19 protein-coding genes are annotated in these 24,958 nt (G+C 64.7%); 3 read left to right on the top strand and 16 right to left on the bottom strand.

The genetic code is table 11. The features are described from left to right. Position 1: 1 nt before the first annotated feature. The 8 genes from AMS67_RS00685 to AMS67_RS00650 all read right to left on the bottom strand — a co-directional run bounded on the left by AMS67_RS00685 (position 2) and on the right by AMS67_RS00650 (position 10,360). Positions 2 to 826 (bottom strand): purine-nucleoside phosphorylase, encoded by an 825-nt coding sequence (locus AMS67_RS00685; RefSeq protein WP_053385652.1) that lies wholly within the window; start codon positions 824 to 826, stop codon positions 2 to 4. Then, positions 823 to 3,783, bottom strand: a complete 2,961-nt coding sequence (locus AMS67_RS00680; RefSeq protein WP_053385651.1) for an FAD-binding and (Fe-S)-binding domain-containing protein — start codon at positions 3,781 to 3,783, stop codon at positions 823 to 825. The genes AMS67_RS00685 and AMS67_RS00680 overlap by 4 nt, the downstream gene beginning before the upstream one ends. 122 nt (positions 3,784 to 3,905) lie before the next feature. Next, on the bottom strand, positions 3,906 to 4,877 hold the full coding sequence (locus AMS67_RS00675; RefSeq protein ID WP_053385650.1) for a sugar ABC transporter substrate-binding protein: 972 nt from the start codon (positions 4,875 to 4,877) through the stop codon (positions 3,906 to 3,908). Positions 4,878 to 4,915: 38 nt separating this feature from the next. After that, positions 4,916 to 5,908, bottom strand: coding sequence for an ABC transporter permease (locus tag AMS67_RS00670; protein ID WP_193392064.1), 993 nt, complete (start codon positions 5,906 to 5,908; stop codon positions 4,916 to 4,918). After that, positions 5,905 to 6,777: an ATP-binding cassette domain-containing protein gene (locus tag AMS67_RS00665; protein ID WP_053385649.1), complete on the bottom strand. Its 873-nt coding sequence runs from the start codon at positions 6,775 to 6,777 to the stop codon at positions 5,905 to 5,907. The genes AMS67_RS00670 and AMS67_RS00665 overlap by 4 nt, the downstream gene beginning before the upstream one ends. Positions 6,778 to 6,986: 209 nt before the next feature. Continuing rightward, complete coding sequence (locus AMS67_RS00660) at positions 6,987 to 8,357, bottom strand: APC family permease (protein WP_156316474.1); 1,371 nt, start codon at positions 8,355 to 8,357, stop codon at positions 6,987 to 6,989. Positions 8,358 to 8,580: 223 nt separating this feature from the next. Beyond that, a complete protein-coding gene (locus tag AMS67_RS00655) occupies positions 8,581 to 9,543 on the bottom strand; it encodes a D-2-hydroxyacid dehydrogenase (protein WP_053385647.1) in 963 nt (320 codons plus the stop codon). Positions 9,544 to 9,595: 52 nt separating this feature from the next. Further along, on the bottom strand, positions 9,596 to 10,360 hold the full coding sequence (locus AMS67_RS00650; RefSeq protein ID WP_053385646.1) for an SDR family NAD(P)-dependent oxidoreductase: 765 nt from the start codon (positions 10,358 to 10,360) through the stop codon (positions 9,596 to 9,598). Positions 10,361 to 10,707: 347 nt separating this feature from the next. On the opposite strand from AMS67_RS00650, the gene AMS67_RS00645 reads away from it, so the two are divergent. Then, positions 10,708 to 11,556 carry a sugar ABC transporter substrate-binding protein gene (locus AMS67_RS00645; protein WP_162230798.1) on the top strand — a complete coding sequence of 283 codons (849 nt, stop codon included), beginning with the start codon at positions 10,708 to 10,710 and terminating at the stop codon, positions 11,554 to 11,556. A gap of 64 nt (positions 11,557 to 11,620) precedes the next feature. Beyond that, on the top strand, positions 11,621 to 12,637 hold the full coding sequence (locus tag AMS67_RS00640) for a Gfo/Idh/MocA family oxidoreductase (protein WP_053385644.1): 1,017 nt from the start codon (positions 11,621 to 11,623) through the stop codon (positions 12,635 to 12,637). On the opposite strand, the gene iolG is transcribed toward AMS67_RS00640, so the two are convergent. The 5 genes from iolG to AMS67_RS00615 form a co-directional block, all read right to left on the bottom strand. Further along, on the bottom strand, positions 12,630 to 13,643 hold the full coding sequence (gene iolG, locus AMS67_RS00635; RefSeq protein ID WP_053385643.1) for an inositol 2-dehydrogenase: 1,014 nt from the start codon (positions 13,641 to 13,643) through the stop codon (positions 12,630 to 12,632). The genes AMS67_RS00640 and iolG overlap by 8 nt on opposite strands. Next, positions 13,640 to 14,179, bottom strand: a complete 540-nt coding sequence (locus tag AMS67_RS00630) for a VOC family protein (RefSeq protein WP_053385642.1) — start codon at positions 14,177 to 14,179, stop codon at positions 13,640 to 13,642. Before AMS67_RS00630 ends, iolG begins: the two co-directional genes overlap by 4 nt. Continuing rightward, a complete protein-coding gene (locus AMS67_RS00625) occupies positions 14,176 to 15,543 on the bottom strand; it encodes an aldehyde dehydrogenase family protein (RefSeq protein ID WP_053385641.1) in 1,368 nt (455 codons plus the stop codon). Before AMS67_RS00625 ends, AMS67_RS00630 begins: the two co-directional genes overlap by 4 nt. A gap of 112 nt (positions 15,544 to 15,655) precedes the next feature. Continuing rightward, a complete protein-coding gene (iolD, locus tag AMS67_RS00620; protein WP_053385640.1) occupies positions 15,656 to 17,602 on the bottom strand; it encodes a 3D-(3,5/4)-trihydroxycyclohexane-1,2-dione acylhydrolase (decyclizing) in 1,947 nt (648 codons plus the stop codon). 111 nt (positions 17,603 to 17,713) lie between these two features. After that, a complete protein-coding gene (locus AMS67_RS00615; RefSeq protein WP_075201153.1) occupies positions 17,714 to 18,643 on the bottom strand; it encodes an NAD(P)-dependent oxidoreductase in 930 nt (309 codons plus the stop codon). A gap of 275 nt (positions 18,644 to 18,918) precedes the next feature. Between AMS67_RS00615 and AMS67_RS00610 the strand changes: the two genes are divergently transcribed. Beyond that, the gene (locus tag AMS67_RS00610; protein ID WP_075201166.1) at positions 18,919 to 20,238 is read left to right on the top strand and encodes an MFS transporter; all 1,320 of its coding nucleotides are present in this window, start codon (positions 18,919 to 18,921) and stop codon (positions 20,236 to 20,238) included. A 49-nt stretch (positions 20,239 to 20,287) separates the two neighbouring features. Here the strand turns inward: AMS67_RS00610 and AMS67_RS00605 are convergent, their stop codons facing one another. From AMS67_RS00605 to AMS67_RS00595, 3 genes are all read right to left on the bottom strand, one after another. Beyond that, entirely contained in the window at positions 20,288 to 21,793 is a 1,506-nt protein-coding gene (locus AMS67_RS00605; protein WP_162230797.1) for a PucR family transcriptional regulator, read from the bottom strand. A 77-nt stretch (positions 21,794 to 21,870) separates the two neighbouring features. Further along, positions 21,871 to 23,013: a Gfo/Idh/MocA family protein gene (locus AMS67_RS00600; protein ID WP_053385636.1), complete on the bottom strand. Its 1,143-nt coding sequence runs from the start codon at positions 23,011 to 23,013 to the stop codon at positions 21,871 to 21,873. Between the two features lie 181 nt (positions 23,014 to 23,194). After that, positions 23,195 to 24,958 carry a hydantoinase B/oxoprolinase family protein gene (locus tag AMS67_RS00595; protein WP_053385635.1) on the bottom strand — a complete coding sequence of 588 codons (1,764 nt, stop codon included), beginning with the start codon at positions 24,956 to 24,958 and terminating at the stop codon, positions 23,195 to 23,197.

Here is a 24,958-nt window from a genome sequence, read left to right as displayed (position 1 = left end):
CCTAGCCTGTAAGCGGCAGCGCGTCGACAAGTCGCTTCAACGTGCGAGCAAGTTTCGACTCGGCTGCACGGCCCTCGGCCAGAACATCGAGATGATCGATCGGCCCGCTCAGCCCGGCTGCGGCATTCGTCACGAGCGACACCCCAAGCACCTCCATACCGAGTGATCTGGCGGTGATCGCCTCAAGCGCTGTCGACATCCCCACCAGCTGACCCCCGAGAATGCTGAGCGCACGGATCTCCGCGGGTGTTTCGAAATGTGGACCCGGAAGCTGCACGTAGATGCCTTGCTGCAGACCGGGTTCGACCTGCCGCGCGATCGAACGCAACCGTTCGCTGTACAGATCGGTCAAGTCGACGAAATCAGCGCCAATGAGCGGGGAGACGGCGGTGAGGTTGAGATGGTCACTGATGAGCACGGCGTCGCCAACGGAGAACGTCGGGTCGATTCCGCCGGCGCCATTCGTGAGCACCGCAGTGCGAGCTCCGGCTGCTGCTGCGGTGCGCATGCCGTGCGCAACGGCCTGCACTCCTCTGCCTTCGTAGAGGTGCGCGCGTGCACCGATCACCAACGCGTGCGCGCCGCTCTCGAGACGTATCGACTGAATGACCCCAGAATGGCCCGGCACCCACCCTCCGGAGAAACCCGGAATCTCCGCGGCAGGAAGCACCGCGACCACGTCTCCCAGCGACGCGGCGCTTTCGCGCCATCCGCTTCCCAGAGTAAGCACGATGTCATGCTGCTTGACTCCCGAAAGGCGGGCGATGACATCAGCCGCCGAGTGCGCCTCGTGCAGAGCCTGGGCCAGATTGATGCGCGTACTCATTCGCTGCCTTCTCGAGGTTCTCCGGGAGACGTGCGAGCTGGGTCGAGAGCGAGTGCGAGGTGCTGACCCGACAGGTCAGGATCGATCTGCGACACCTGCATGGTGCAGCTGAATCCATCGGTGAGCACGAGCGCCCCCTCTGGGGCCTGCCGCAGTGCCGGCACGATGGAGTGCTCGGCTACCTGCATCGACATGTCGAAGTGCTCGGACTCGAAGCCGAAGTTGCCCGCGACTCCGCAGCACGATGACGATTCCACGATCTGCGGCACACCCCACGCACCCAGCACGCGCTTCTGCGCACCGGACCCGAAGACCGCGTGCTCGTGGCAGTGCGTTTGCAGCACCGCTGCCTCGGGCACTGGTGCAGTCGGGGTCCAGCCGCGCTGCACGGCCTCATCGACCGCGACCGAGAAGGAGCGCACTCGTGCAGCCACGCGGTCGGCGGCTTCGCCGCCCACCATCTTCGGCCCCTCGTCGCGGATAGCTGCGGCGCAACTGGGCTCAAGCACGACGATATCTCGATCTGTCCCGTCGTCGAATCGCCGGATCAGACGCTCGAGCCTGCGTCGAGCGCCATCTCGCTGACCGGTCGAGATCCAGGTGAGGCCGCAGCAGGCGTCTGCAGTGCATCCGACCGTTCGGCCGGTGTCGCCAAGCACGCGCGCGGCAGCGGGAATCGCCTCAGGGCGGAATGCCTTCGTAAAGCTGTCGGCGAAGATGAGGATCTCACCGTTCGCGTCAAAAGCCGCCTCGGTGAGATGTCTCCGGATATCGCTGCGCGAGCGGAAGGCCGGCAGGCGCCGCTTCGCGCTCACGCCGAGCCAATCGGCAACCCGGCGCAGCAGTCCGATCCGGGCCCCAATGTTGGCGATGCTCGAGAACCAGCCGATCAGCGGCAGCCAGCGGGGCAGCCAACCGATCGAGTAGTGCGTGAATGGTCGAATGCGACCCCGGTAATGCTCGTCGATGAGTTCTGACTTCGCTTCGGCAATGTCGACTCCGGTTGGGCAATCGCTCGAGCACGCTTTACACGAGAGGCACAGGTCAAGGGCGTCGCGTACCTCGGGCGACAACCAGCCGTCGAGGCTGTTCTTGTTCGCACGGGTGAGCTCCTGGAGCACGCGCGCCCGACCTCGGGTGCTGTCTTTCTCATCTTTCGTCGCGCGGTAGCTCGGGCACATAAATCCACCGCTCGTCGCGCGGCAGCGGCCGACCCCGATGCAGGCGTGCGCATTGCCGACGTACGGGCTGGCGAGCGGCAGACGGGTGCGCGACTGAATCGAGAGCCCCATGGTCACGGTCTCGGTGATCACCGACGGTTCTCCCAGCGTGGGGCCCGGTGCGGGGGTTCCCTCGAGCGCGAGCGAGTCTGTGAAGGCATCGGGATCGACGATGATGCCAGGGTTCAGCAGATTATCCGGATCCCACACCCGCTTGAATTCGGCGAACAGGTCAAGCATCTCGGGCGAGTACATCACGCTGAGCAATTCGCTGCGCGCGCGACCATCGCCATGCTCACCCGAGAGCGACCCGCCATGTGCAACGACGAGGTCCGCGGCTTCCCGTGTGAAGGCCTCGAAGTCACGCCTGCCGTGATCGCTTCTCAGGTCGTAATCGAGACGCATGTGCACACACCCCGCGCCGAAGTGGCCGTACATGAACGCCGAGTACTGGTACTTCTCAACGAGCGGCAGCAGCTCTGACAGGTAGTCGGCGAGCCGTTCGGGAGCCACCGCCGAGTCTTCCCAGCCCGGCCAGGTCTGCTTGCCATCGACCCGGCGAGATGAGAGCCCCGCCCCGTCTTCGCGCACGCGCCAAAGCTTCGCGCGGGCCGCAGGATCCGTGACGACCGCGGAGTCGGTGACGCGGCCAGCCGCACTCAGAGTGACGAGCAGCTGCTCGCAGCGCTCTCGCGCGACCTCGACATCATCGGCGGAGAACTCCACCATGAGGAACGCTTCTCCGCTCGGCAGCCCGTCGACGCTTTCCGGCCCGCGCCGATGTCGCATGATCTCCACGATCGATCGGTCGAGTCCCTCGATCGCGGTCGGCTTACTCGCCAAGATGTCCATCACGTCGCGCGCGGAATCAACGGTGTTGGCGTACCCCAGGCACAGCAACGCGGTGGTCGCCGGTCGAGGAACCAGCCCGACTCGGGCACGAGTGATGACGGCGATCGTCCCCTCGCTCCCGGCCAAGGCCGCTGCGACGTCGAACCCCTCTTCGGGGAGCAAGTGACCGAGATGGTAGCCCGATACCTGTCGCGGAATGGTCTGCAACTCGACACGGAGCGCCGCGAGATGCGCCTGCGCCAGATCGCGTAGTTCTGCGGTGAGCTGTTCTGCGCGCGCAGTCGACTGCGCGTCCTGGGGATCCACCGCGGTGATGCTTCCGCGCGCCAACCGCACGTGGGCGCCGTCGAGTGTCACCACTTCGATTTCGCGCACATGTTGCGTCATACGACCGTAGGCAACGGAGTGATTGCCGCACGCATCATTGCCGATCGAGCCACCGACCGTCGCACGGCTGAGCGACGACGGGTCAGGAGCGAAGGTGAGTGCGCCGCTCGTCGAGCGCTCGACGAGCGTGCGCAGTTCGCCGAGGACCACGCCACCGCCGACCCAAACGGAGCGGTCATCGACATCGATCGTGTCGACATCGATGAAGCGCCGCGAGAGATCGACAATCACCCCGTGACCGACCGCGTTGCCCGCCATCGAGGTGCCGCCTCCGCGGGTAGTCACGGGCACCCCGGCGGCGCGCGCTGCGCGCATCACTGATCTCACGTCGTCGACGGTTCGGGGGAAGACGACGGCTTGCGGGCGGATGCGGTAGTTGGACGCGTCGAACGAGTATTCCGAACGCCTGCGGGGCGCATCATCGACATCGATGCCTTGCGCCCGCAGTTCGCTCAGCAGCTGCGTCGCATCCGCCGCTGCAATCGTCAGATTCGACATACTGGTACCCCAATCACTGCTTACTCCCGCAGTGTATGTAGCAGTCGAGGTGTCGAACGTGTGCCAAAACAGGACGGGGTGCCGCTGCTCGCGCAGGGCACCCCGTCGTGTGGTTCGTCGCGCTACTCGGCGAAGTCCGCGACGTTCTCCTTCGTGATGAGGGTGAACGGCAGGGTGTAGCGATCCTTCACGTCGTCGCCTTGGAGGAAGGAGTGCACGACGCGCACCGATTCTTCGCCCTGGCCGGCCGAGTCCTGACGCACGGTCGCCGACATGTTGCCGGCCTCGATCGCGGAGACGGCGGCAGGTGTGCCGTCGACTCCGACGACGGCCGCGATGTCATCGGTGCGACCAGCGTCCTTGATCGCCGAAGCCGCACCGATCGCCATCTCATCGTTGTTCGCCACAACGGCGTCGATCTCACCGGTACCGAAGCGCTGCAGCGTATCTTCCATGTTGCGCTTCGCCTCGTCGCGGCTGCCCTTCGCCTGGAACTCGGCCACGGTCTTGATGTTGTCGTTGATGGTCTCGTCGTAGCCCGACTTGCGGCGATCCGTCCACGAGGCGCCGTAGATTCCTGCGGCGAAGACGACGTTGCCGCCGTCGGGCAGCAGATCGTTGAGGTACTCTGCCTGCATCTGGCCCGCGAGCGTGTCATCGACGCCGATGTAGCTCTCATACTTGATGTCGGCCCCCTCGGCGAATTCGGTCGACAGAATAAACAGCGGCACACCGGCATCGATCACGCGATTGGCGGCGTTCTGGCTGGCCTCTCCGTCAAGCGGCTGCAGAATGACGGCGTCGACCTGGCGCGTCAACAGATCCTCGACCTGATTCAGTTCGCTGGCGACATCTTTCTTCGAATCGGTGACGTGCAGGCTGACGCCCTCATCCTTCGCGGTGCTCTCCATCGCCTCGACCATGTGGGCGAGATCGGGATCCTGCAAGTCGAGCACCACCACGCCGATGTCGTATTGCTCACCGTCACCGGAGGCGGCGGCATCGCCTGAGGCTCCATTCGCGCATCCAGTGAGCGCCAGGGCGGAGACTGCGATCAGAGCGGCTACCGCAGACATGCGTCGTCGCATATTCATGGGTGTTCCTTTCGAAAGTGGGTACAGCGGGGAGGGGGTCAATCGGACTTCCAACGGTTGAGCAGCACCGCGAGCGCGAGAATCAGGCCCTGCACGCCCTGCTGGTAGTAGCTCGAAACGCCCAGCAGGTTCATGCCGTTCATCACGACGCCGAGCAGCAGCACGCCGATAACGGTGCCGCGAATCGTGCCGACGCCGCCGAAGAGGCTGGTGCCGCCGATGACGACCGCCGCAATGACCTGCAGCTCGTAGGTCAGGCCGGCGGTCGGTGCCGCACCATCGAGGCGAGCGGTCAAGACGAGGCCGCCGAGTGCCGCAAGGCAGCCACCGATGAGGTAGACCGTGAACAGCACGCGACTGACCGAGATGCCGACCTTCTTCGACGACTCCTCGTTGCCGCCGATCGCGTAAACGTGCGATCCGAACTTCGTGCGGCTGAGCACGAAGTCACAGAGCAGAGCTGCCAGGATAAAGATGATGACGGGCACCGGAATCGGGCCGATGAAGCCCGAACCGAGCCACTCCGCCGGGCCGCTCAAACCTGACACGACCTGACCGTCGGTGATGACGAGCGCAGCCGTACGGGCGATCGCCATCGTCGCGAGCGTTGCGAGGAAGGGGAGAATCTTGCCCCACACCACCAGTGCTGCGCTCAAGAAGCCGACGAGCAGACCGACTCCGAGTCCGACGACGAGCGGGATCCACAGCGCATTGCCGCTCGATGGTGCGAGGATCGCGAACACCATGCCGGCGAGGCCGACCACCGAGCCGACCGACAGGTCGATGCCGGAGGTGATCATAATGAACGTCATGCCCAGTGCGATGATGCCGATGATCGACGACTGCCGCACCACATTGACGAGGTTTTCGAGGGTGAGGAAGTTCGGAGCGGCAACCGCGAGGAAGATGAGCACCGCGGCGAAAATGATGAGGATTCCGTAGTCGCCCACGAAATGCTTGACGCGCATCGCCGGCGACGGCCCGTCCTGATTCGACTTGCGCAGCATGACTGCGACCGTGTTGGTGTTCATGCGTCGCTCCCGATCGTCGGTGCCTGCTCTGCTGGGTGGGAAGCCGAGGTGCTGCCGATGCGGCGGCGCTCAGCGGGGATATCGACCTCGGGCACTTCGTACCCGTCGAGGGTGCCTTGTGAGATCAGGTGCGCGACTTCGGATTCACTGACCTCGTCCATGCGGAATCGACCCACGACCTCGCCCTGCCGCATGACGGCGCAACGGTCGGCGACGGCGAACGCCTCATCGAGACGGTGCGTGATGATGATCACGGCGATCCCGAGGTCCTTGAGCTTCTGCGTCACCTCGATGAGCTTGTCGACCTTCGCAACGGAGAGGTTGGCGGTCGGCTCGTCCATGATGATGAGTTTCGCGTCGAACGCGAGAGCGCGGCCGATGGCCACGGCCTGTCGCTGCCCGCCCGACAGCCGCTTCACCTTGAGTCTGGGATTGATCGGGATGTCGAGGCGCTCAAGCACGCGGTTCGTCTCGCGCTCCATCTTTTTCTTGTCGATCACGCGAACCAGGGGTCCGATGATGTTCTTCTGCGGCTCGCGTCCCAGGAAGATGTTCGTGCGCACATCGAGATTGTCGGCGAGCGCGAAGTCCTGGTAGACCATCTCGATGCCGGCGGAACGCGACACCGCGGGGCTCGGGAACGACACGGCGTCTCCGTCCATGCGGATCGTGCCGTGATCGGGCTGGTACACGCCCGTGAGCACTTTCATGAGCGTCGACTTGCCTGCGGCGTTGTCGCCCAGCAGGGCGAACGTCTCCCCCGGCAGCACGTCGATGCTCACTCCCCGAAGCGCGGTTACGGCCCCGAAGGTTTTCTGAATGTTGTTGAGGGCGACCAGCGGAGTGGTCGCTGAGGGTGCGTCGGTCATGTCATCCTCGTCGTTGATGGATCTCTGGCCCCGCTGAACTCACGCCGTGTGCGGCGCGGCTTCTGCGGTTACTCAACTATCAGCGTCACGACGCGCCCGGTTTTGTACCGCTTTGAGACACCACCGACCGGAACTGAGCCCGCACGCAGCAGCGCCCCCAGGAAGCTCTTCACCGGCTTCCTGGGGGCGCTGCTGGGCACTGCTGCCGATTACACGCTCTGGCGTCCCAGGCGCGCGTACACCTCCGGCTTCCGTCGACGCAGATACACCGCGTATGCGATGCCGCCGAGGAAGAGCGCGAATGTGAACGACATGAAGATTACCGTCATCACGACCGAGCCCTCGATGAGATCGGAGTAGTTTGTGATCGCCAGGTACGTGATCAGACCGAGGAAGACCGCGCTGATCGCCGGGGCGACCAAGGTCTTCCAGACAGACTCGGGCTGGGTGCGGCGCTTGCGCACGAAGTAGACGAACACCGCGATGCTCGTGATGAACAGCAGGAGCAGCACGGAGAACGTGCCGCTGCCGCTGGCAACCGGGTAGAGGTTCTCCGGGGGTACCCCGAGCACGGTGAAGAGGACGATCGCTGCGGCCCACAGAAGCCCCACGGCGAGAGCCGAGAGGTGCGGCGACTTGTGCTTCACATGTACCTTGCCGAGGGCTGCCGGCAGTACCCGGTCGACAGCGAGGGAGAAGCTGTATCGCGCGGCAATGTTCTGGATCGAGAGCATCGAGGCGAGAATCGAGGTGATCAGCAACACCACGGCGATGTCTGCGAACGTCTTGCCGATCAGACCGGTCACGGCGTCGCCGAACAGGTTGACAGTGTTCGCTTCGGCCGCAGCCTGCGCCGAGTCGCTCCCGAGGAACGCGATGTACGCCCACGCGGCGACCGCGTAGAAGATGCCGATGCCGATCACGGCGAGATATGTTGCACGGGGGATCGTGCGCTCCGGGTTCTTCACCTCTTCGCGGTAGATGACGGTTGCCTCGAAGCCGAAGAAGTTACCAACGGCGAAGAGCAGGGCCAAGCCCAGGCCCGCGTCGGTGATCCACGGCAGCGCGAAGCCTGCATCGTGGCCCGCGTCGCCAGCATTCGTCGCGAAGGCGAACACGTTGAAGGTGACCACGACGACGACTTCGAGGAGCATAACGACCGTGAGCACCTTCGCGGAGAGGTCGATGCGGTTGTAGGCGAGGAAGGTCGTGATCGCGATGATGGCGAGGGCGTAGAAATACCAAGGAATGTCGGGGCCGCCCAGGGTGTTCACGACGAAGCCCTGCAGCGTCACCGCGAAGAGCGACGGCGCGAAGAAGCCGATGAACAAGTAGCCGAACAGCGCGAGCAGTGCGCCGCCCAGGCCTGCCGGCTTTCCGAGCCCCGCCGTCACGAAGGCATAAAAACCGCCCGGGTTCTCGACGCTCCGGCTCATGCGCACGAAACCGACCGAGAAGATCAGCAGCATGACGGTGAGCAACAGGTAGATGCCCGGAGCCGTGTGTCCGCTGAACATGAGCAGAACCGGAATGAATCCGGCGACAGTGGTGAGCGGCGATGAGAAGGCGAGCACGCTCATCACGAGCTCCCCGACTCCCATGTTCCCGCTGAGACGATGCTTCGGCGCCGGTTCGGCGTTCTCCGTTGCGTGTTGTGTTGCGCTTGTCATGAAATCCTCGTCATTGAACGATCTTGCTTGCAGAGTAACCCTAGATACGGCAACTTGCGCGCGAATGTCCCAGCCTGGAACACGCGAGGGCCGGGCTCTCCTTCGCCCGGCCCTCGTCAGAGGTCATGCAGGATCACCCGGCGGTGACCCCCATGCGTTTCAGGTCGACGACGTCGTTCAGCGGTTCTCCGGCCTTCCACTTGCGCAAGTTTGCCGCGAAGCACTCGGCGACGCGCCCACGCCAGCCAACGAGGTCGCCCGACGCGTGCGGGGACACGAGAATCGTCGGCCGTGACCAGAATGGATGCTCGACGGGCAGCGGTTCCTGCTCGAACACGTCGAGCGCTGCCCCGGCGAGATGCCCGGAATCGATGGCGTCAAGCAGGTCTTGCTCGACGACGACGGCACCGCGGCCCACGTTCACCAGTCGCGCCCCCTGGCGCATCATGGCGAATCGCTCACTGTTGAACAGTCCTCGCGTTTCCTCGGTCAGTGGCATTGTCAACACAACGTCGTCGACCGTTCCCAGGAGCTCATCGAGCTCGGAGAACGCGTGAATCTCTCCGAGGCGGTCATCGATGCGGGCCGAGCGGCCGACCACCGTGACCTCCATGCCTGCCCCGCGAAGCAGCAGCACGGTCTCCTGCCCGACCGGGCCAGGACCGACGACGAGCACCTTGCGGCCGAGAATCGGTTCCGTCTCGCGGTGCAGCCACGTACGCTCGAGCTGCAGTTCGACGGTGCGTCGCAGGTCTTTCGCGAACATGACGATGACTCCGAGAATCCACTCGGCGATCGGCCGCTCGCACACCCCTCGCGAGTTGCTCACCACGATGTTGCTGTTCACAATCTCTGGCGTGAGCAGTACATCGACACCGATGCTCGAAGTGTGAATCCACTTCAGATCGCCCGGGCCGACTTCGCGGAGCAGCGGTGTACGAAAGTCGTTCAAGAACAGAATCTCGGTGCCGGGCTGCGCTGCCCGGAATTCATCGGCGGTTCTGACGACCGTGACCTCGGCCTCGCTCGCGAACGAATCCATCGGTGGTACGGGTCGCCCTTCGGGCACGATGAGCATCGCGCGTGGGTGGGACATGGTGCTCCTCCTGTGTTCTTCGGTGGTCTTCAATCGATTCAGGTGCGGCGGCCTAGGCGGCCGACGTACCTCCGTCCACGTGCAGCGCCGCCCCAGTCGCGAACGTTCCATCGACCGCGAGGAAGTAGATCGACTTCGCGATCTCTTCAGGGGTCGACAACCGCTCGAGCGGCACACTGAGCTCTTTCTCTCGCCGAGCGCGCCCCGGATCGGGAGCTGCGCTCAGTCCTTGCTGCATCATGGGGGTATCGATTGGGCCGGGGCACACGGCATTCACGCGAATCCGCGGCGCGAGTTCGACCGCGAGGCCTCGAGTCAGACCCAAAACTCCGGCCTTCGACGCGGAGTAGTGCACGAGCCCCGGGGCCCCCATCGCGGCGAGATCGGAGGCCACGTTCACGATGCAGCCTCCCGACTCGCGCAGATACGGAATGGCCTCTCGTGAAACGTAGAAGGTGCCCGACAGGTTGGTATCGATCACTGCGCGCCAAGCATCGCCCGTGATGTGTTCCGCTTCAGCGGCTTCGGCGACACCGGCCGCGTTGATCACGATGTCGATGCCGCCAAGTTCACGCGCGGCACGGTGCACGGCGTCGATCACGCTCTCTTCGTCGGAAACGTCAACGGGAAGTGCGATCGATGTACCGCTCAGCAACGATCGCACGCGTTCCAGCTCCGTCATTCGCCGCCCGAGCAGCGCCACGCTGGCACCTCGAGCACTGAAGAGGCTGGCAGCCGCTTCCCCCACTCCCGAGGAGGCCCCGGTGATGAGCACCTTGGCCCGGTCGATCTGAATCTTGGCCGATCGTCGCTGCATCGTTTGGTCGCTCCTTCGCTGTCCTCACTGGACTTCCGCTCCAGTAGAGCAAGCCCCCACGATCGGACGCTGTTCCAGTTTGGGACAGCGTCCGACACACGCTCGGATCACTCAGCCGCAGGTGTCCCATCCCGGCACACCTGCGGGATCGCTCAGACCGGGACACTTTGCCTGCAGGAGCACGTTCAGAGGTGAACGCGACCCGCCTCTCCTCGCTCGGGCCCTGCTCAACACGATTCGAGGAGCACTGTTCAATGATGAAACGTCTATTCCCCGTCATCGCAATCACGGGTGTCTCGGCACTGGCGCTCGGCGGCTGCAGTGCAGCAGGCACGGCAGACGGACCCGTGATCGGCGTCGTCTTCTACGACGAGGCCGCGCCCAACACCGCGCCTATCCGAGAAGCGATGCACGAGGTCGCGGATGCCCGTGGCGCCCAGCTCATCACCACCGACGCTAAGGGCGACACTTCGGTGGAGCTCACCGAAGTCGAGAACCTCATCACTCGCGGTGTCGACGCCATCGTGATGCAGCCGATCGACGGCGAGACGAGCCAGCGTGCCGCAAAACTGGTGAACGATGCCAACCTTCCGTTATTCACCGTCAACACTGCCTTTCCGGAGGACGCCGAGGTCGATATCACGAGCTACATCGGCCAAGATGAAACCGAGGCGGGGCGCGCCCAGGCCGAATACATGAACGAGCAGCTGCCGGATGGCGGCAGCATTCTCTTCATCGCCGGAACCTATGGTGCGTCGTGGACGGATCGCCGTCGCACCGGCTTCGACGAAGCGATCAATGCCAACTTCAATATCGCCTTCGAATTCCAGGCAGACTGCTCGCGCGACAAAGCGAAACGCTCTACCGAGGATGCGCTGCAGCGTTTTCCAGCGGGCAGTCTGGTCGGCGCAGTTGCGCAGTGCGATGAAACCGCGATCGGCACAGCACTCGCGATTGAGGAGTCAGAACGGGATGCAGACTTTACAGCGTTCGTGAGTGTCGATGGCGACCCGGCCGGACTTGAAGCCGTACAAGAGGGCATCGTCACGGCGACGATGGCACAGGACTTCACCGGCCAGGGCGAAACCGCCGCGAACGTTGTACTCGACGCACTCGAAGGCAAGTCGGTGGATCCCGTCTACGCTCGGCTTGCCACCTTGATCACCGCTGACAACGTCGGCGACTATCTCAACTGATGCCCTGAGCGGGGTGCGGTACTGAGCACCGGTGCCGCACCCCGCCTCTATGGAGAGGAGCACTATGAGTACGCGTATCGGCGTCATCGGCGCCGGAATGATCGGACAGGACCATATTCGACGGTTGACCGCGGTCATCTCCGGAGCGCACGTGGTCGCCATTGCGGACGCCGACGCTTCACGCGCGATCGAAATCGCTGCTGGCATTCCGGGGTGCCGTGTCGTGGACGCCTCCGAACTGGTGGATGACCCTGAAGTTGATGCCGTCGTCGTGACGAGTTGGGGAGCGACGCACGCAGAGTTCGTTCTGGCCGCCATTGCCGCACAGAAGCCGGTGTTCTGCGAGAAACCGCTCGCGACGACCCTTGCGGATTGCGAACGCATCATTGCGGCGGAGACCGCTCTCGGGCGACGCCTCGTGCAAGTCGGCTTTATGCGGCGGTACGACCGACAGTTCAGGTTGCTGCGCACCGCCGTCGCGTCTGGCGAATTGGGTGTTCCACTGTTACTGCATTGCGCCCACCGCATGGGAAGCGTGCCGGCGGGGTATACGACCGAGCAGGTCGTCAACGACGCCATCGTGCACGAGATCGACACAGCACGGTGGATCCTCGACGAGGAGATCGTCGGTGTACGGGTGCTGCCGACGCGGCACAACCCGAGTGCTCCACTGAGCCTCACCGACCCGTGTCTGGTCGTGCTGAGCAGCGAAAGCGGAGTATCGATCGACGTCGAAGCGTCGGCACATGGAGCGTACGGATACGACATCCGGGCCGAGGTGGTGGGTCAGCACGGAACGAGCGAACTCGTGACCGAACGCGGCCCCAGAATCCGCGCATCAGGGCGAGCCTCTCGCGCAATAGCCGAGGACTGGCGCGAACGATTTGTCGAGGCCTACGACACCGAGCTGCAGGAGTGGGTCGATCAACTGGGAGCGGGTTCGTCCGCACACGGGCCGAATTCCTGGGATGGACTCGCAGCGACCGCGGTAACCGATGCGATTCACCGCGCACTCACGAGCGGCGAGGAGGAGCGCATCGCGCTGCCTCCCCGCCCTGACCTCTACGGCGCGCTCAGTTGAACTCGTCGGTCCGCACTGTGCGCCCGGCACGTGCGGACCGATGCGCGGCCTCCGCGATCACCTGCGCAGCACGTCCGTCTTCAAACGTTGGACTCGGAGAAGCGCCGTTGCGGACCCATTCGACGAAGGCATCGAGTTCGTTCGCGTATGCGCGCGCATACCGCTCGAGGAACTGTTCGACGTATGGACCGCGGGCTGCGGCGTGCGTGGCGTTCGAAGCCGTCACGAGACTCGCCGGCACGTTCTCGACGTTCAGCAATCCACCGCCGCCGAAGGCCTCGATGCGCTGGTCATAGCCATACGTGCTGTGGCGAGAGTTGGTGATCGTCACGATCGCTCCCGTGCGGGCCTTGAGCGTGACGACCACGGTGTCGAAGTCGTCGTGCTCGCGCGCGCCAGCGTCGAACAGACTCGACCCCACCGCGGTCACTTCATCGATGTCGCCCACGAAAAAGCGAGCGAGGTCGAAATCGTGGATCGTCATGTCACGGAAGATGCCACCTGAGACGGCGATGTAGGCCGCCGGTGGCGGCCCGGGGTCGCGACTCGTGATGGCGAGTTGCTCGATTTCACCGATCTCGCCGGCCGCCACCCGCCGCCGCACCTCGGCAATCGCGGGATCGAAACGCTGATTGAAGCCGATCGCGACCGGACTCGCGGCGAGGCGCACCTGTGGACGCAGCTCATCGATGCGGCTCATGTCGAGATCGATCGGTTTCTCCGAGAGCACCGGGATGCCCCGCTCGATGCAAGCCGTGATGAGGTCGATGTGCGTCGGAGTGGGCGACGCGACAACCACAGCGTCGACTCGCGCCGGATCGACCGCAGCAAGCGGGTCGCTGACTGCGGTGCCTCCGAATCTGGCACTCACCTCGTTCGCGCTCGCGATCATCGGATCGGCGACGACGGCGAGCTGGGTGGCGTCGTTCGCGGCGATGTTCGCCGCGTGCACCCGCCCGATGCGCCCGGTGCCGATGAGGGCAAACCGCAGCGGTGCCGCGTTCATCGCGCGGCCTCGACGCGATCGATTCCGCGACGCCAGTGCGGCGCGAGCATGCGCCGCGCGGTAGAACGCTCGTACGGCAAACCCGCCTCCCACCTGATCAGCTCAATCGCTTGACCCCACGGAGTGAGGAAGTAGCACCATTCGGTGCCTTCGATGGGGCTGTCGTACTCGGTCTCGGTCGCATTCATGAAGTGCACGTCGCTGCGCTCGCGCAGTCGACGCTCGATCCCATGGATGTCCTCCACGAAGAAGGCGATGTGCTGCCCGCCAGGGTCGGCCGGGCGAGGCGGGCGATCCGGGAGCTCTCGAGTGCGGCTGGTGTACTCCAACAGCTCAATGTTCAAGGTGTCGCCCTGGCGCAATACCGCGAGGCGCAGCGACAGCTCTTCGGGCTCAGTTTCGCCGGGCCATACCCATCCAGTGTTGTCGTAAGGCCCTGCGGTGAAGACGAGTTCGCAGGCGAACATCTCCTCAAAAAACATGATGGCCTGTTCCAGATCGGGCACGGCGAGACCCACGTGGTCGAGTGCGATCAACGACCGGCCCCCTCTGCGAAACGGAACAGCTTCTTGTTGGCGAACTCCAGCAGCCCCGCCTGCCCCATCTCGCGCCCGTACCCCGATTTCTTCACGCCGCCGAAGGGCACATCGGCACCGCTGAGGCCCGCGGCTCCAATGAAGACCATGCCGACGTCGAGCTGGGATCCGACCCGTTCCGCACGCTCGAGGTCGTCGCAGATAATCACCGAGCCGAGGCCGAAGGGCGATGAATTGGCGAGATCGATGGCTTCGGCATCGCTGCTCACGCGGTACAACTGCGCGACCGGACCGAAGAGTTCTTGGCTGTACACATCCATCGCCGGGGTGATGCCGGTGAGGATGGTCGGGGTGAAGACGTTGCCCTCCGGATCACCATCACCGATGAGAATCTCGGCTCCCTGGTCGACAGCGCCGTTCACGAGATCGGCGAGTTCACGGGTTGCTGCGGTCGAGGAGAGCGGGCCGAAGTCGCCGGCCGAATGCGATTGCGCACCGAGCGCTCGCGCGAACTTCTCGGAGAACTCGTCGAAGTACTGATCGAGCACCACGATGCGCTTGGACCCGGTGCAGCTCTGACCGCTGTTGTCCATGCGCCCGCGCACGGCATGCTCCACAGCGTGGTCGAGGTCATCGGTGTCGAGCACCAAGAACACGTCTGCACCGCCGAGCTCGAGCACGCACTTCTTGAGGTGCCTGCCTGCCTGGGCGGCAACGGCAGCGCCGGCTCGTTCTGATCCGGTCAGCGAGACGCCCTGTACCCGATCGTCCGCGATGATCTCGGCGATCTGGTCGTGCGTGGCGAAGAGATTGACATAGGCACCCTCCGGGAATCCGGCGTCACGGAAGATGCGCTCGAGTGCCAGCGCGGATTCGGGGCACTGCGAGGCGTGCCGCAGAAGCACTGTGTTGCCGAGGATGAGGTTCGGCACGGCGAAACGCACGACCTGGTAGACGGGGAAGTTCCACGGCATCACGCCGAGCAGCACGCCGATGCCTTGATAGCGCACGAACGTGCGCAGACCATCGTCGACCGACAACACGTCGTCGGCGAGCCACTCCGCGGCTTTGCGCGCGTAGGCCGACGTGATCGAACCCGAAAACTTGGTCTCTCCGATGCCCTGCGCGATCGGCTTGCCCATCTCACGGTTAATGATCGCGGCAAACTCCTCCGCACGCTCTTCGAACAGCTCTGCGAGTAGCGCCGCAGCAGCCGTACGTTCTTCGAGCGTGGTGGTGCGTGCCCAATCGCGGTAGGCCTGGTCGGCCGCGGCGATGCCCGCCTCGACCTCGGCGTCCGTCGCCGCAGGATACTCCGCCAGCGTCTCACCGGTTGCAGGATTGATGACCGCGAATGCGCCCATGGTGTCTCTCTTTCGTCGTTGAATATCTGGTGAGCGCCGTGCGGCGCCTGATGCAGGAGACGGGCGGGATCCCGAAAAGATCCCGCCCGTCTGGCCCACGCCTACTGCTGACTCAGCGCTCGCTCGGAGCGACCGTCGCGCCGTAGTACCGCTGGCGCTCGCGACCCGCGACGTGCTTGGCCACGCCTTCGCGGGTGACCTCGCGCTGCGAGGTGAGCGGAACGCCCACGTCCCAGAACGCACCGTTGCCCGACAGGTAACGGAACTGCTCGACGTTCGCGACGATCACGGCTGGGCCCGAGACCGACTGCGCCTCTTCAAGTGCCGCGGTGAACTCCTCAACCGTGTCGGTCGACCAGGCCGCAGCCCCCATGCTCGCCGCATTCGCAGCGATGTCGACGTCGACGATCGGACCGTCAAGACGACCGGAAATCGGATTGCGCTCGCGCAGCTGCGTGCCGAATTCCTGCCCGCCGCCCTTCGACGCCTGCAGCGGCCAGATGCACTGGTGCCCACGGTTATCGATGACGATCACAATGATCTTCTGGTTCTCCTGCACCGCGGTGACGAGCTCCGTCGGCTGCATGAAGTAGGTGCCGTCGCCGATCAGCACGTACACCTCACCATCGGTGTTCTGCTGTGCGAGGCGGTAGCCAAGACCCGCAGGGATCTCATGACCCATGCAGGAGTTCGCATACTCGAAGTGGATCTCTGCACCGTTGGAAGGGTCCCAGGCCTTGTGAATGCCCTCGACGACGCCGCCCGATCCAAGCACGAGCGCGTCCTGTGCCGTGATGCGCTGGTTGAGCACCTCGATGACCTGCGCCTGGCTCATCTTCTCGTCAGGGAAATCCTGCAGGTCGTGATCGCGCACCTTGCGCGTTTCCTCCTGCGCCGCGGCGATCTCGTCCGCGTAGCTGTCGACCGGTGCGAAGCCTGCCTCGGCCAGCCGCTCATGCAGCGACAGCAGCGAACGCTTGGCATCGCCGATGACCGGGAACGAGCCCATCTTGTGCGCGTCGAACGCACCGACGTTCAGATTGACGATCTGCACGTCGGGGTGACGGAAGATCGAGTGCGACGCCGTGATGAAGTCTTGCAGACGGGTGCCCACGGTGATGATGCAATCAGCCTCGCCCGCAATCTGGTTGCTGCCGACGGTACCCGTCACGCCGAGACCGCCCAGTCCGAGCGCGCCGACCGGGCCCGCACCCTTGCCGGCGTACGTCTCGACGACGGGGATGCCGAAGCGATCACTGAACTCGGCCAGCGCCTCCTGCGCCTTCGAGTAGCGCACGCCGCCGCCGGCGACGATGATGGGACGCTGCGATGCAGCGATGATCTCCGCAGCACCCGCCAGTTCCTCCTCCACTGCGGAACGACGGCGGATGTGCCACACGCGCGGGGTGAAGAAAGCCTCGGGGAAGTCGAACTCGGCCCCCTGCACGTCCTGCGGCAGGCAGACCACGACCGCGCCGGTATCGACGGGGTCGGTGAGTACGCGCATTGCTTCGGGCAGCGTGGAGAGCAGCTGACCGGGGTGCGTGATGCGATCGAAGTACCGGCTGACCGGGCGGAAGCAATCGTTTGCCGACACGTCGCGCTCGATCGGGTGCTCGATCTGCTGCAGCACCGGGTCACCGAAGCGGTTGTTGATGATATCGGCGGGGAAGAGCAGGACCGGCAGACGGTTCGTCGTCGCCGTGGCCGCACCGCTCACCATGTTTGTGGAACCCGGACCCGCCGATGCGGTGCACGCAAGCGTTGCCGCGCGGTTCGAGGCCTTGGCGAAGCCGATGGCGGCGTGCACCATGTTCTGCTCGTTCTTGCCCGGATAGTGGGGGAAGTCGACGCCGTACTCATCGATGCCCTGCGCGAGACCCACAGAGTTACCGTGGCCGAAGATTCCGTACATGCCGGGAATCAGGCGACGACGTTCGCCGTCGAGTTCGCTGTATTGCACCTGGAGGTACTCGATAATCGCCTGGGCGACGGTGCGACGCCGCACGGGCGCCTTCGGGTCACCAATACCTGCAACGGCAGCGGCCGTGCTGCTCATGGGTTCTCCTCAAGTTCGAAGCGGGGTCGGCGACCGGGGCCGCCGCGTACCGATTCAGGCTCCCATCGGGCTGATGAACGGAAGTGTCCCACTTTGATACTGGCCAGTTGACTACGTGCGAATCACGACGTGCAGCGGCTCCTCGCCGGTGCGCAGGCGCGAGACCTGTGATTCGACGAGGGCGACCATCCGCGGCCCCATGGCACGACTGCCCGCCGCAGCGTGCGGAGTGATCGCCACCCCCGGCGCGCTCCAGAGCGGGTGGTTTGCCGGCAGCGGTTCGGGATCCGTCACGTCGAGTGCGAATCGCAGTCGACCGATCTCACCGACGAGGTCGGCGGTCACGGCAACGGGGCCGCGTGAGACGTTCACGAGCAACGCATTGTCGGACATACGCGAGAGAAAACCGCGATCCACCATTCCTCTCGTGCGCTCAGTCAGTGGCACCGCGAGGATGACTACATCGGCGGAGGGCAGCGCTGCGATGAGATCCCCCGTCGATCCCAACTGGCGACCGTCATCGGCGATGTGTCGCCGTGAAGCGAAGGCCGAAAGCCGAGGTCCGAACGGTTCGAGCCTGCGCACGATTTCGCGACCGACCCCGCCGTACCCCACAACGAACACCTCACGGTCGGCGAGACCCGGCACGAATCGATCCTCGGTTTCCCAGCGGCCGCGCATTTGGTCCCGGTACATCCGGTGCATCTCCCGTTGAGCCATGAGGACGTGGGTGAGCGCGAGTTCGGCTGTGGCTGTCTCGTGCACTCCGACTCCGTTTGCGAAGGTCACGCCGGCCGGCAGCAGAGCAGCGATCCCGTCGAAGCCGAGCGCCGGGCTCTGCACCAGACGACTCGACACCTGCGTCAGGGCGTGGATCGGCCGCATCGACGAGAGATACGGCAGCACGACGACGTCGATGTGGGCCTCGGGAGGCGGCGTCGACAAATCCCACGCCACGTAGCGAACATCAGGAAAATTCCTGATCCGCTGCCGCAACTGTGGGTCTGGCAAACTCACCACCAGGGTCTGTGATGCAGGCATTTCGGGCTCCAGATTTCGACGTACGGGGTGACACAGAATCGCTCGATCGTGCACCGTGGGCTCCGCGTCAGCGCACGGCAGAGCTCGATGCTACTCATCTGCAGATGCGGATTGTGAGGCCGCCGTCTCGGTTGTCACTTCTGCCCAACACCACTGAAGTGAGTTCATATGTTCGTCCAATGAATCGCGTCGTGGAGCGCTGTTACTGTCGGCCGAGCACTTAGTTGCACAGCTCGCGATCCGAGCGCTCATTCAACGACGAATCACAGGTACTCATGCACACTGCAACTTCCGCTCCCCCGACCACCGCACGCACCTCGCTGGTCAGAGTCGTCGCTTCGAGCACCGTCGGCGCGGTGCTCGAGTGGTTCGATTTCTTCATCTTCGCCTCTCTTTCAGGCCTCGTTCTCGGCCGACTCTTCTTTGAGCCGGGTGACCCCGTCTCAGAGGTGCTGCTCGGGTTCAGCACCCTCGCCGTCGGCTACTTCGCGCGGCCGGTGGGTGGCATCATCTTCGGCCACTTCGGGGATCGCATCGGACGCAAGCGCATGCTGGTCGTCACGGTCTGGTTGATGGGCGGCAGCACCGTACTGCTCGGGTTGCTCCCCACGTTTGCGGTACTCGGCGGGTGGGCGACCGTGATGCTGGTGTTGCTGCGCCTCGTGCAGGGCATTGCCGTCGGCGGCGAGTTCGCAGGTGCTGCGACGCTCATCATCGAACACGCGGCAGAAACGCGGCACCGCGCCTTCCTGTCGACGATCGCGAACGTGGGTGCCTCGTTCGGTTTCCTCATGTCGTCGGCGCTGCTCGCGATTCTGCTCGGCACGCTCACTCCAGCGCAATTTGAGGCCTGGGGCTGGCGCATTCCGTTCCTGATCAGCGCGGTGCTCCTGATCGTGGGGGCCTACATCCGCACCAAGATCGCCGACACTCCCGCCTTTCTCGAGATGCAGGCAGCGCGCCGAGCTGAGCCCGCCAAGCGAGAACGGCTGCCGATCGCCGAACTCTTCGCTCAACATGGACGTGCAGTCTTTTGCGGCATCGCCATCTGCCTGTCGCTGGTCTACTATCAGCTCTCGCTCGTATTCGTGACGCCCTACGCCACCACGCATCTCGGGCTCAACGCCAGCATGGTGCTCTGGTCAATCACGATCGCGCAGGTGCTCTACATCGTGGTGTCGTTGAGCTGGGCAGCCATCTCCGACCGCTTCGGCCGCAAGCCTGTGCTGGCCATCGGATTCATCGGCTGCCTGCTCTGGCTCCCCGTGTACTTCACCCTGCTCACACCGAGTTCCGGGCTCGGCACGATCGTGCTCGCGGTTGGCGGCCAGTTGTTCTTCGTCGGAGCGACCTATGGCCCGCTCTCCGCCTACCTCGCCGAGCTCTTTCCCGCGAAGGTGCGATACACAGGGATGTCGATCGGGTTCCAGGGCGCTTCCGCCTTCGCCGGGCTCACCCCGCTGATCTCGTTCGCACTCCTCAGCGCCACCGACACCTGGCTCAGCGTGATCTGGCTCGGCGTCGCCGCCTCGGTCATCGGAATCACGGGCGTCATGCTGTCGCGCGAGACCGCGCACGGCGCACTGCAGAACTGAGCATGCCGTAGCCCCTGCGCATCACAGAACGCGCAGGGGCTACGGCATGCTATTCGTCGTCGTCACGAGCGACGAGCGCGTGGGCCTCGACCGCGAGCCAGAGCTCGAATGCCTCGCGCATATTCTTCAAGTTCTTTCCCGTCAGCTGCTCGATGCGATTCAGCCGGTACCGCAGCGTGTGCTCGTGCACAAAGAGCGCCCCCGCAGTCGCGCGCATGCGCCCGTGCTGCCGGAAGTACACCGCGAGCGTGTGAAAAAGCTCTGACCCCTGTGCGGCATCGTGCTCGAGCACGGGGCGCAGCGTGTCTTCGGCGAGTCGCTCCATGGTGCGCGCATCAGGATTCAACCAGCGTGCGAGACCGAGTTGGCGCTCGGTAAAAATGACTTCGGGAGCGTCGGTCTCGACAGCGAGACTCAACGACCACCGAGCCTGTCTCAGTAATCGCGGAATCTCTGACGCCGCTGTACTCGTCGGACTGGCTCCGATGGAGGCGCCCAGTGCGGATCCGAGTGCGGAAAGCTGCTCGTCGCCGCACTGGAGCACACCGATGAGCTGCTCCTGCCACAGGATGGCATGTGGGATCCGGCGATCCGCCAGCCAATCCCGCGCGCGAGTCTCGGGCAGCGCATGAGCGATGCGGCCGAATGCGACGACGCGGAAAGGCGTGTCGCGAACCAGCCCGGCATCTTGCAGTCGTCGTTCGACTTCGGCATGGGGCGCACCTGCCTCCATGGCCCGCAACAGCGCCGAACCGCCCTTGCGGTGCTCGGCTTCGCGCCTGCGCTGATCCTCAATGGCATCGAGCGCAGCCAGGGTACTCACGTGCTGCAGGGCCGCGAGACCCTCGGGTGACACCTCGTCGTGCTCAACGCCGACCAGATACGCGGTCACCCGATCGCCGACGAACAGCGGCACGAGGTATCCGCCCGGCACCACCCGCAAGTCGGTGGCTTGGAGCGCGTCTTCCCAGTCGATATCCGGCACCCAGGCCCAGTCATCGAGCAGCGCCTGACCCGAAGGCGAGATCAGCGCAAGCCGGTACCCGGAAATCTGCTCCAGCTGGCGGTAAATACCCGGTACGTCGCTGTCGATCGCGTTGCGCAATCGGAGCGTCTCGAAGATGCGGAGGTGCCTGGCCAGGCGATCCCGCGCCGACCGCTCGCTCGCATTGGCCACCAGATACGACAGTTCAATGAACGGCACTTGGCGAGGAATCTTCATCACAGGGAAACCGAGTTCGTCGGCGACCGCGAGCATCTCAGGAGTGAGTTCCGGCGCGCGCACGCTCACCGCCACCCCGGCGAGACGATGCTGCGCAAGACGCCGCACGTATTCCGTCTGCCCCGGGCCATCCTCCGGAATCCCGAAGCCGTTGACGATGAGCAGTTCGCCGCCCTCGAGCCACGGACCCGGGTCTTCCAACTCAGAGGTGTGTGTCCATTGCACCCGCCGTTCGAGGCCTGCCGCCCCCGCGGCGAGTTCGAGGCCGAGATGCGGCATGGCGACCAGCTCGGCAACGGTCAGCTGTCCACGAGCAGCGCGGGTCTGGGTCATCAGCTGGGGCATCTCGGTGCTCTCATCCTTGAGAGACCAGAACGCCCCGGTCGGGGCCGGGGCGTTCTGGTCGAATATCAATCGAATCGATACGGCTCGTGCGGGCCGACCGAAGGCAGCGGCCTCGGCCGCTCGCAGGTGCTCGCGATGTCAATATGACGGCTCTCCTGCGAGGACTGCTCGAAGGCGAGCAGCACCTCGAGCACGTGATACGCGAAGGCACCGCCTGTGCGCGGCTCGACACCGGCGCGAATCGCGTGGCCGAACTCGGCGAGGCCGATCCCGCGGTATGCATCATCCCGATGCGTCAGCGCGGTCTCGCGCCAGTCGCCACCGCCCGGAGGCGTCATATCGAGCGCCAGGTCGCGCGGTTCGCCCCGACGCAGCACGGGGGCTCCATCGAAGTGATCCGGGTTCGGAGCAGCGATCGAACCGGCGGTGCCGTAGATTTCGAAGTGCGGCAGATTGTGATTCCACACGTCCCAGCTCACGACGACTGTCGCCACGGCGCCCGACTCGAAGTCGATCGACCCTGAGATGTGCGTCGGCGTCTGAATCGGGATCTCGCCCTCGTACCCGCCGGATCCGTCGGGGCGGGGTCGGGTTTCAGAAGACTTAGCCGCCGAGGCCGACACCCGGCGCACTGGTCCGAAGATGTTGACGAGGTTGGTGATCAGGTAGGGCCCGATGTCGAGCATCGGGCCGGCTCCGGGGCTGTAGAAGGGATCCACGTTGGGATGCCAGTGCTCGTAGCCGCGGTTCACGAACGAGCCGAATGCGGCGACCGGCTCACCGATCCACCCGTCATCGATCAACTTGCGGCTGGTCTGCGCTCCCGAACCTAGAAAGGTGGTGGGGGCGGAACCGGCGTAGACACCGGCCGCTTTCGCGGCGTCCAGGATCTGCTGCGCCTCTTCGAGAGAGGTGGCAAAGGGCTTCTCCGACAGCACGTGCTTGCCCGCCGCAATCGCCTGCAGGCTGACTGGCGCGTGCAGTTTCGGTGGGGTGAGGTTGAGCACGAGCTCGATCTCGGGGTCCGCGAGCAATTCGTCGGGGCTCAGCGCCTTGCGCACGCCGTACTCCTCAGCGCGCGCGGTGACCGCTGCTTCGTTCACGTCAGCCAGCGCCACGATATCGACATCGGGATGCACGCCGATCTTGTCGAGGTACTGGTTCAGAACATTTCCGACGCCGATAATGCCGACTCGAATGGGTTCCATGATTCTTCTCCGTCAATCACATTTCTCGGTGAGCCGCGCGTTCGCGACGGCTCTGGGGTCGGACGGCGCACTGTTCGCCGCCCTGAGAAACGAACGGGCGAACCGTAGCGGTTCGCCCGTTCAGTGTTTCTAGATTCTCAGAATGGGCCACGTGCAACGTGTCCCATTCTGAGACACACGCTCAGCGCGCGGCCAGCAGATCGCGTCGCTGAGCCGAGGTCGCCTGGGTGTCGATCGCACCGTCAGAAATGACGACACCGTAGATGTCACGCGCCGTCTCGAGGGTCACGCGCAGATCCTCGACATCGGTCAGCACGGCCTCGGGCTCGCGCTCCAAGGGGTCCCCGTATCCGCCGCCGCCCGGGGTGATCGAAACAACCTTCTCACCGCGGCGCAGGTCGTAGCGACCAACGATCGGGATTTCTTTGCGTTCCCCCGATGCAGCGTCGATGACCCATGCCTCTGGCTCGGTGCCACCATGACCGCCGCGCACGCCCTGGGGCGGGTTCAGCTTGCCCTCGATGCCGTAGGTGAGCGTCACCTCCTCATCACGAGCCTCCATCACGACCCGCGTTGCAAGGCCGCCGCGCTGGCGCCCAGCGCCGCCGGTGTCGGCGACGAGCGTGCGCTCGTGCACCAGGATCGGGTAGCGCTGCTCATCGACCTCGACGCTGTCGTGGTACAGCAGCGCACCGCACACCGGGCGCTGGTAGGTGGGCCACCCGTCCACGAACGGGGTCGCCGGGCCGCCGACGCCGCCGACGAGAATCTGGTTCACGTACGCGTTCCCGTTGCGCTCATCGATGCCCGAGATCACCGACTTCGCGGGGGCCTGTCCGGCGGCCCCCTCGGCGGCACCGTAGCCATCGTCGATCTGCGCGAACGCCGCCTGCACGAGATTCACGACGCGGTCGGCGAGGTTGGTCGTTCCCGACGAGCACGAGAACGGATGCTTCGGCACCCCGACGACGCATCCGTCGCGCAGCTGCACCTCGATACGTCGGAACGTACCGGCGTTGCTCGGCAGGTTCTCGGGCAGGCCCGAGAGAATACCCGCGAGCGCCGCGCCCGTCGCCGTCGCGCGAGTCAGGTTGAGTCCGTTCGGCAGGTTGTCGGGGTTGTCGCGCAGATCGATCGAAATGCGTCCTTCCTCCGGGCGCACCGCGATGGTCGCCTGCAACGGCACCCCGTCAGGGCCGGTTCCGGGGAACGGATCGTGCGCGGTCGAACCGTGGAGCTCTACCGCGGGCAGCGTCTCGATCGTGGACTGGGCCAGACGCTCCGAGTAGTTGAACCACGCGTCGACAAAGTCGACGAGATCATCGGCGCCGAACTTCTCAGCGAGCTCCTGAATGCGACGCTCTGCGATGCGCGATGCGCCCACCGAGGCGAGGTAGTCGCCGTACCACTGATCGGGCACGCGGATGCGCGCACGGCACATGCGCACGATGTCGTCGATATCCGTGTAATCGCGCTGCACGCGCACGCACGGGAAAATGAGCGCGCCCTCTTCGTAGACGTCGCGAGCCGTCGCGAAGAAGGTCGTCGGCAGCGAGTCGCCGCAGTCGGCCTGGTGCGCCTTCGTCACCGCGGTGAACAGGTGGCGACCCTCGATGAAAATCGGCACCAGGATGCAGTGGTCGGCCGCGTGCGAGTTGCCGCGGTAGGGGTCGTTGTGCAGGAAGGCGTCGCCCTCACGAATGTCATCGTGAAGCTCCACCATGTCTTCGCCCAACGGGCCGGCGCCGAACACGTGCACCGGCACGCCCTCCGCTGCAGCCAGCAGTTGGTTGTCTGCGGTGAGCACCGCGCACGAGAAGTCGCGCGCCGTGTTGATCACCGATGAACGTGCGGAGCGAAGCAGTCCACTCGTCATTTCGCGGACGATGCCGTCGAAAGCGTTGGCGAGAACGGAGAGCTTCACCGGGTCGAATTCGCGTGTCAT

It is taken from the genome of Leucobacter japonicus, from assembly GCF_001273855.1.
Lineage (GTDB): Bacteria > Actinomycetota > Actinomycetes > Actinomycetales > Microbacteriaceae > Leucobacter > Leucobacter japonicus.
Note: the sequence above shows the minus strand (reverse complement) of the source record. Positions and strands in the feature narration are given on the sequence as shown.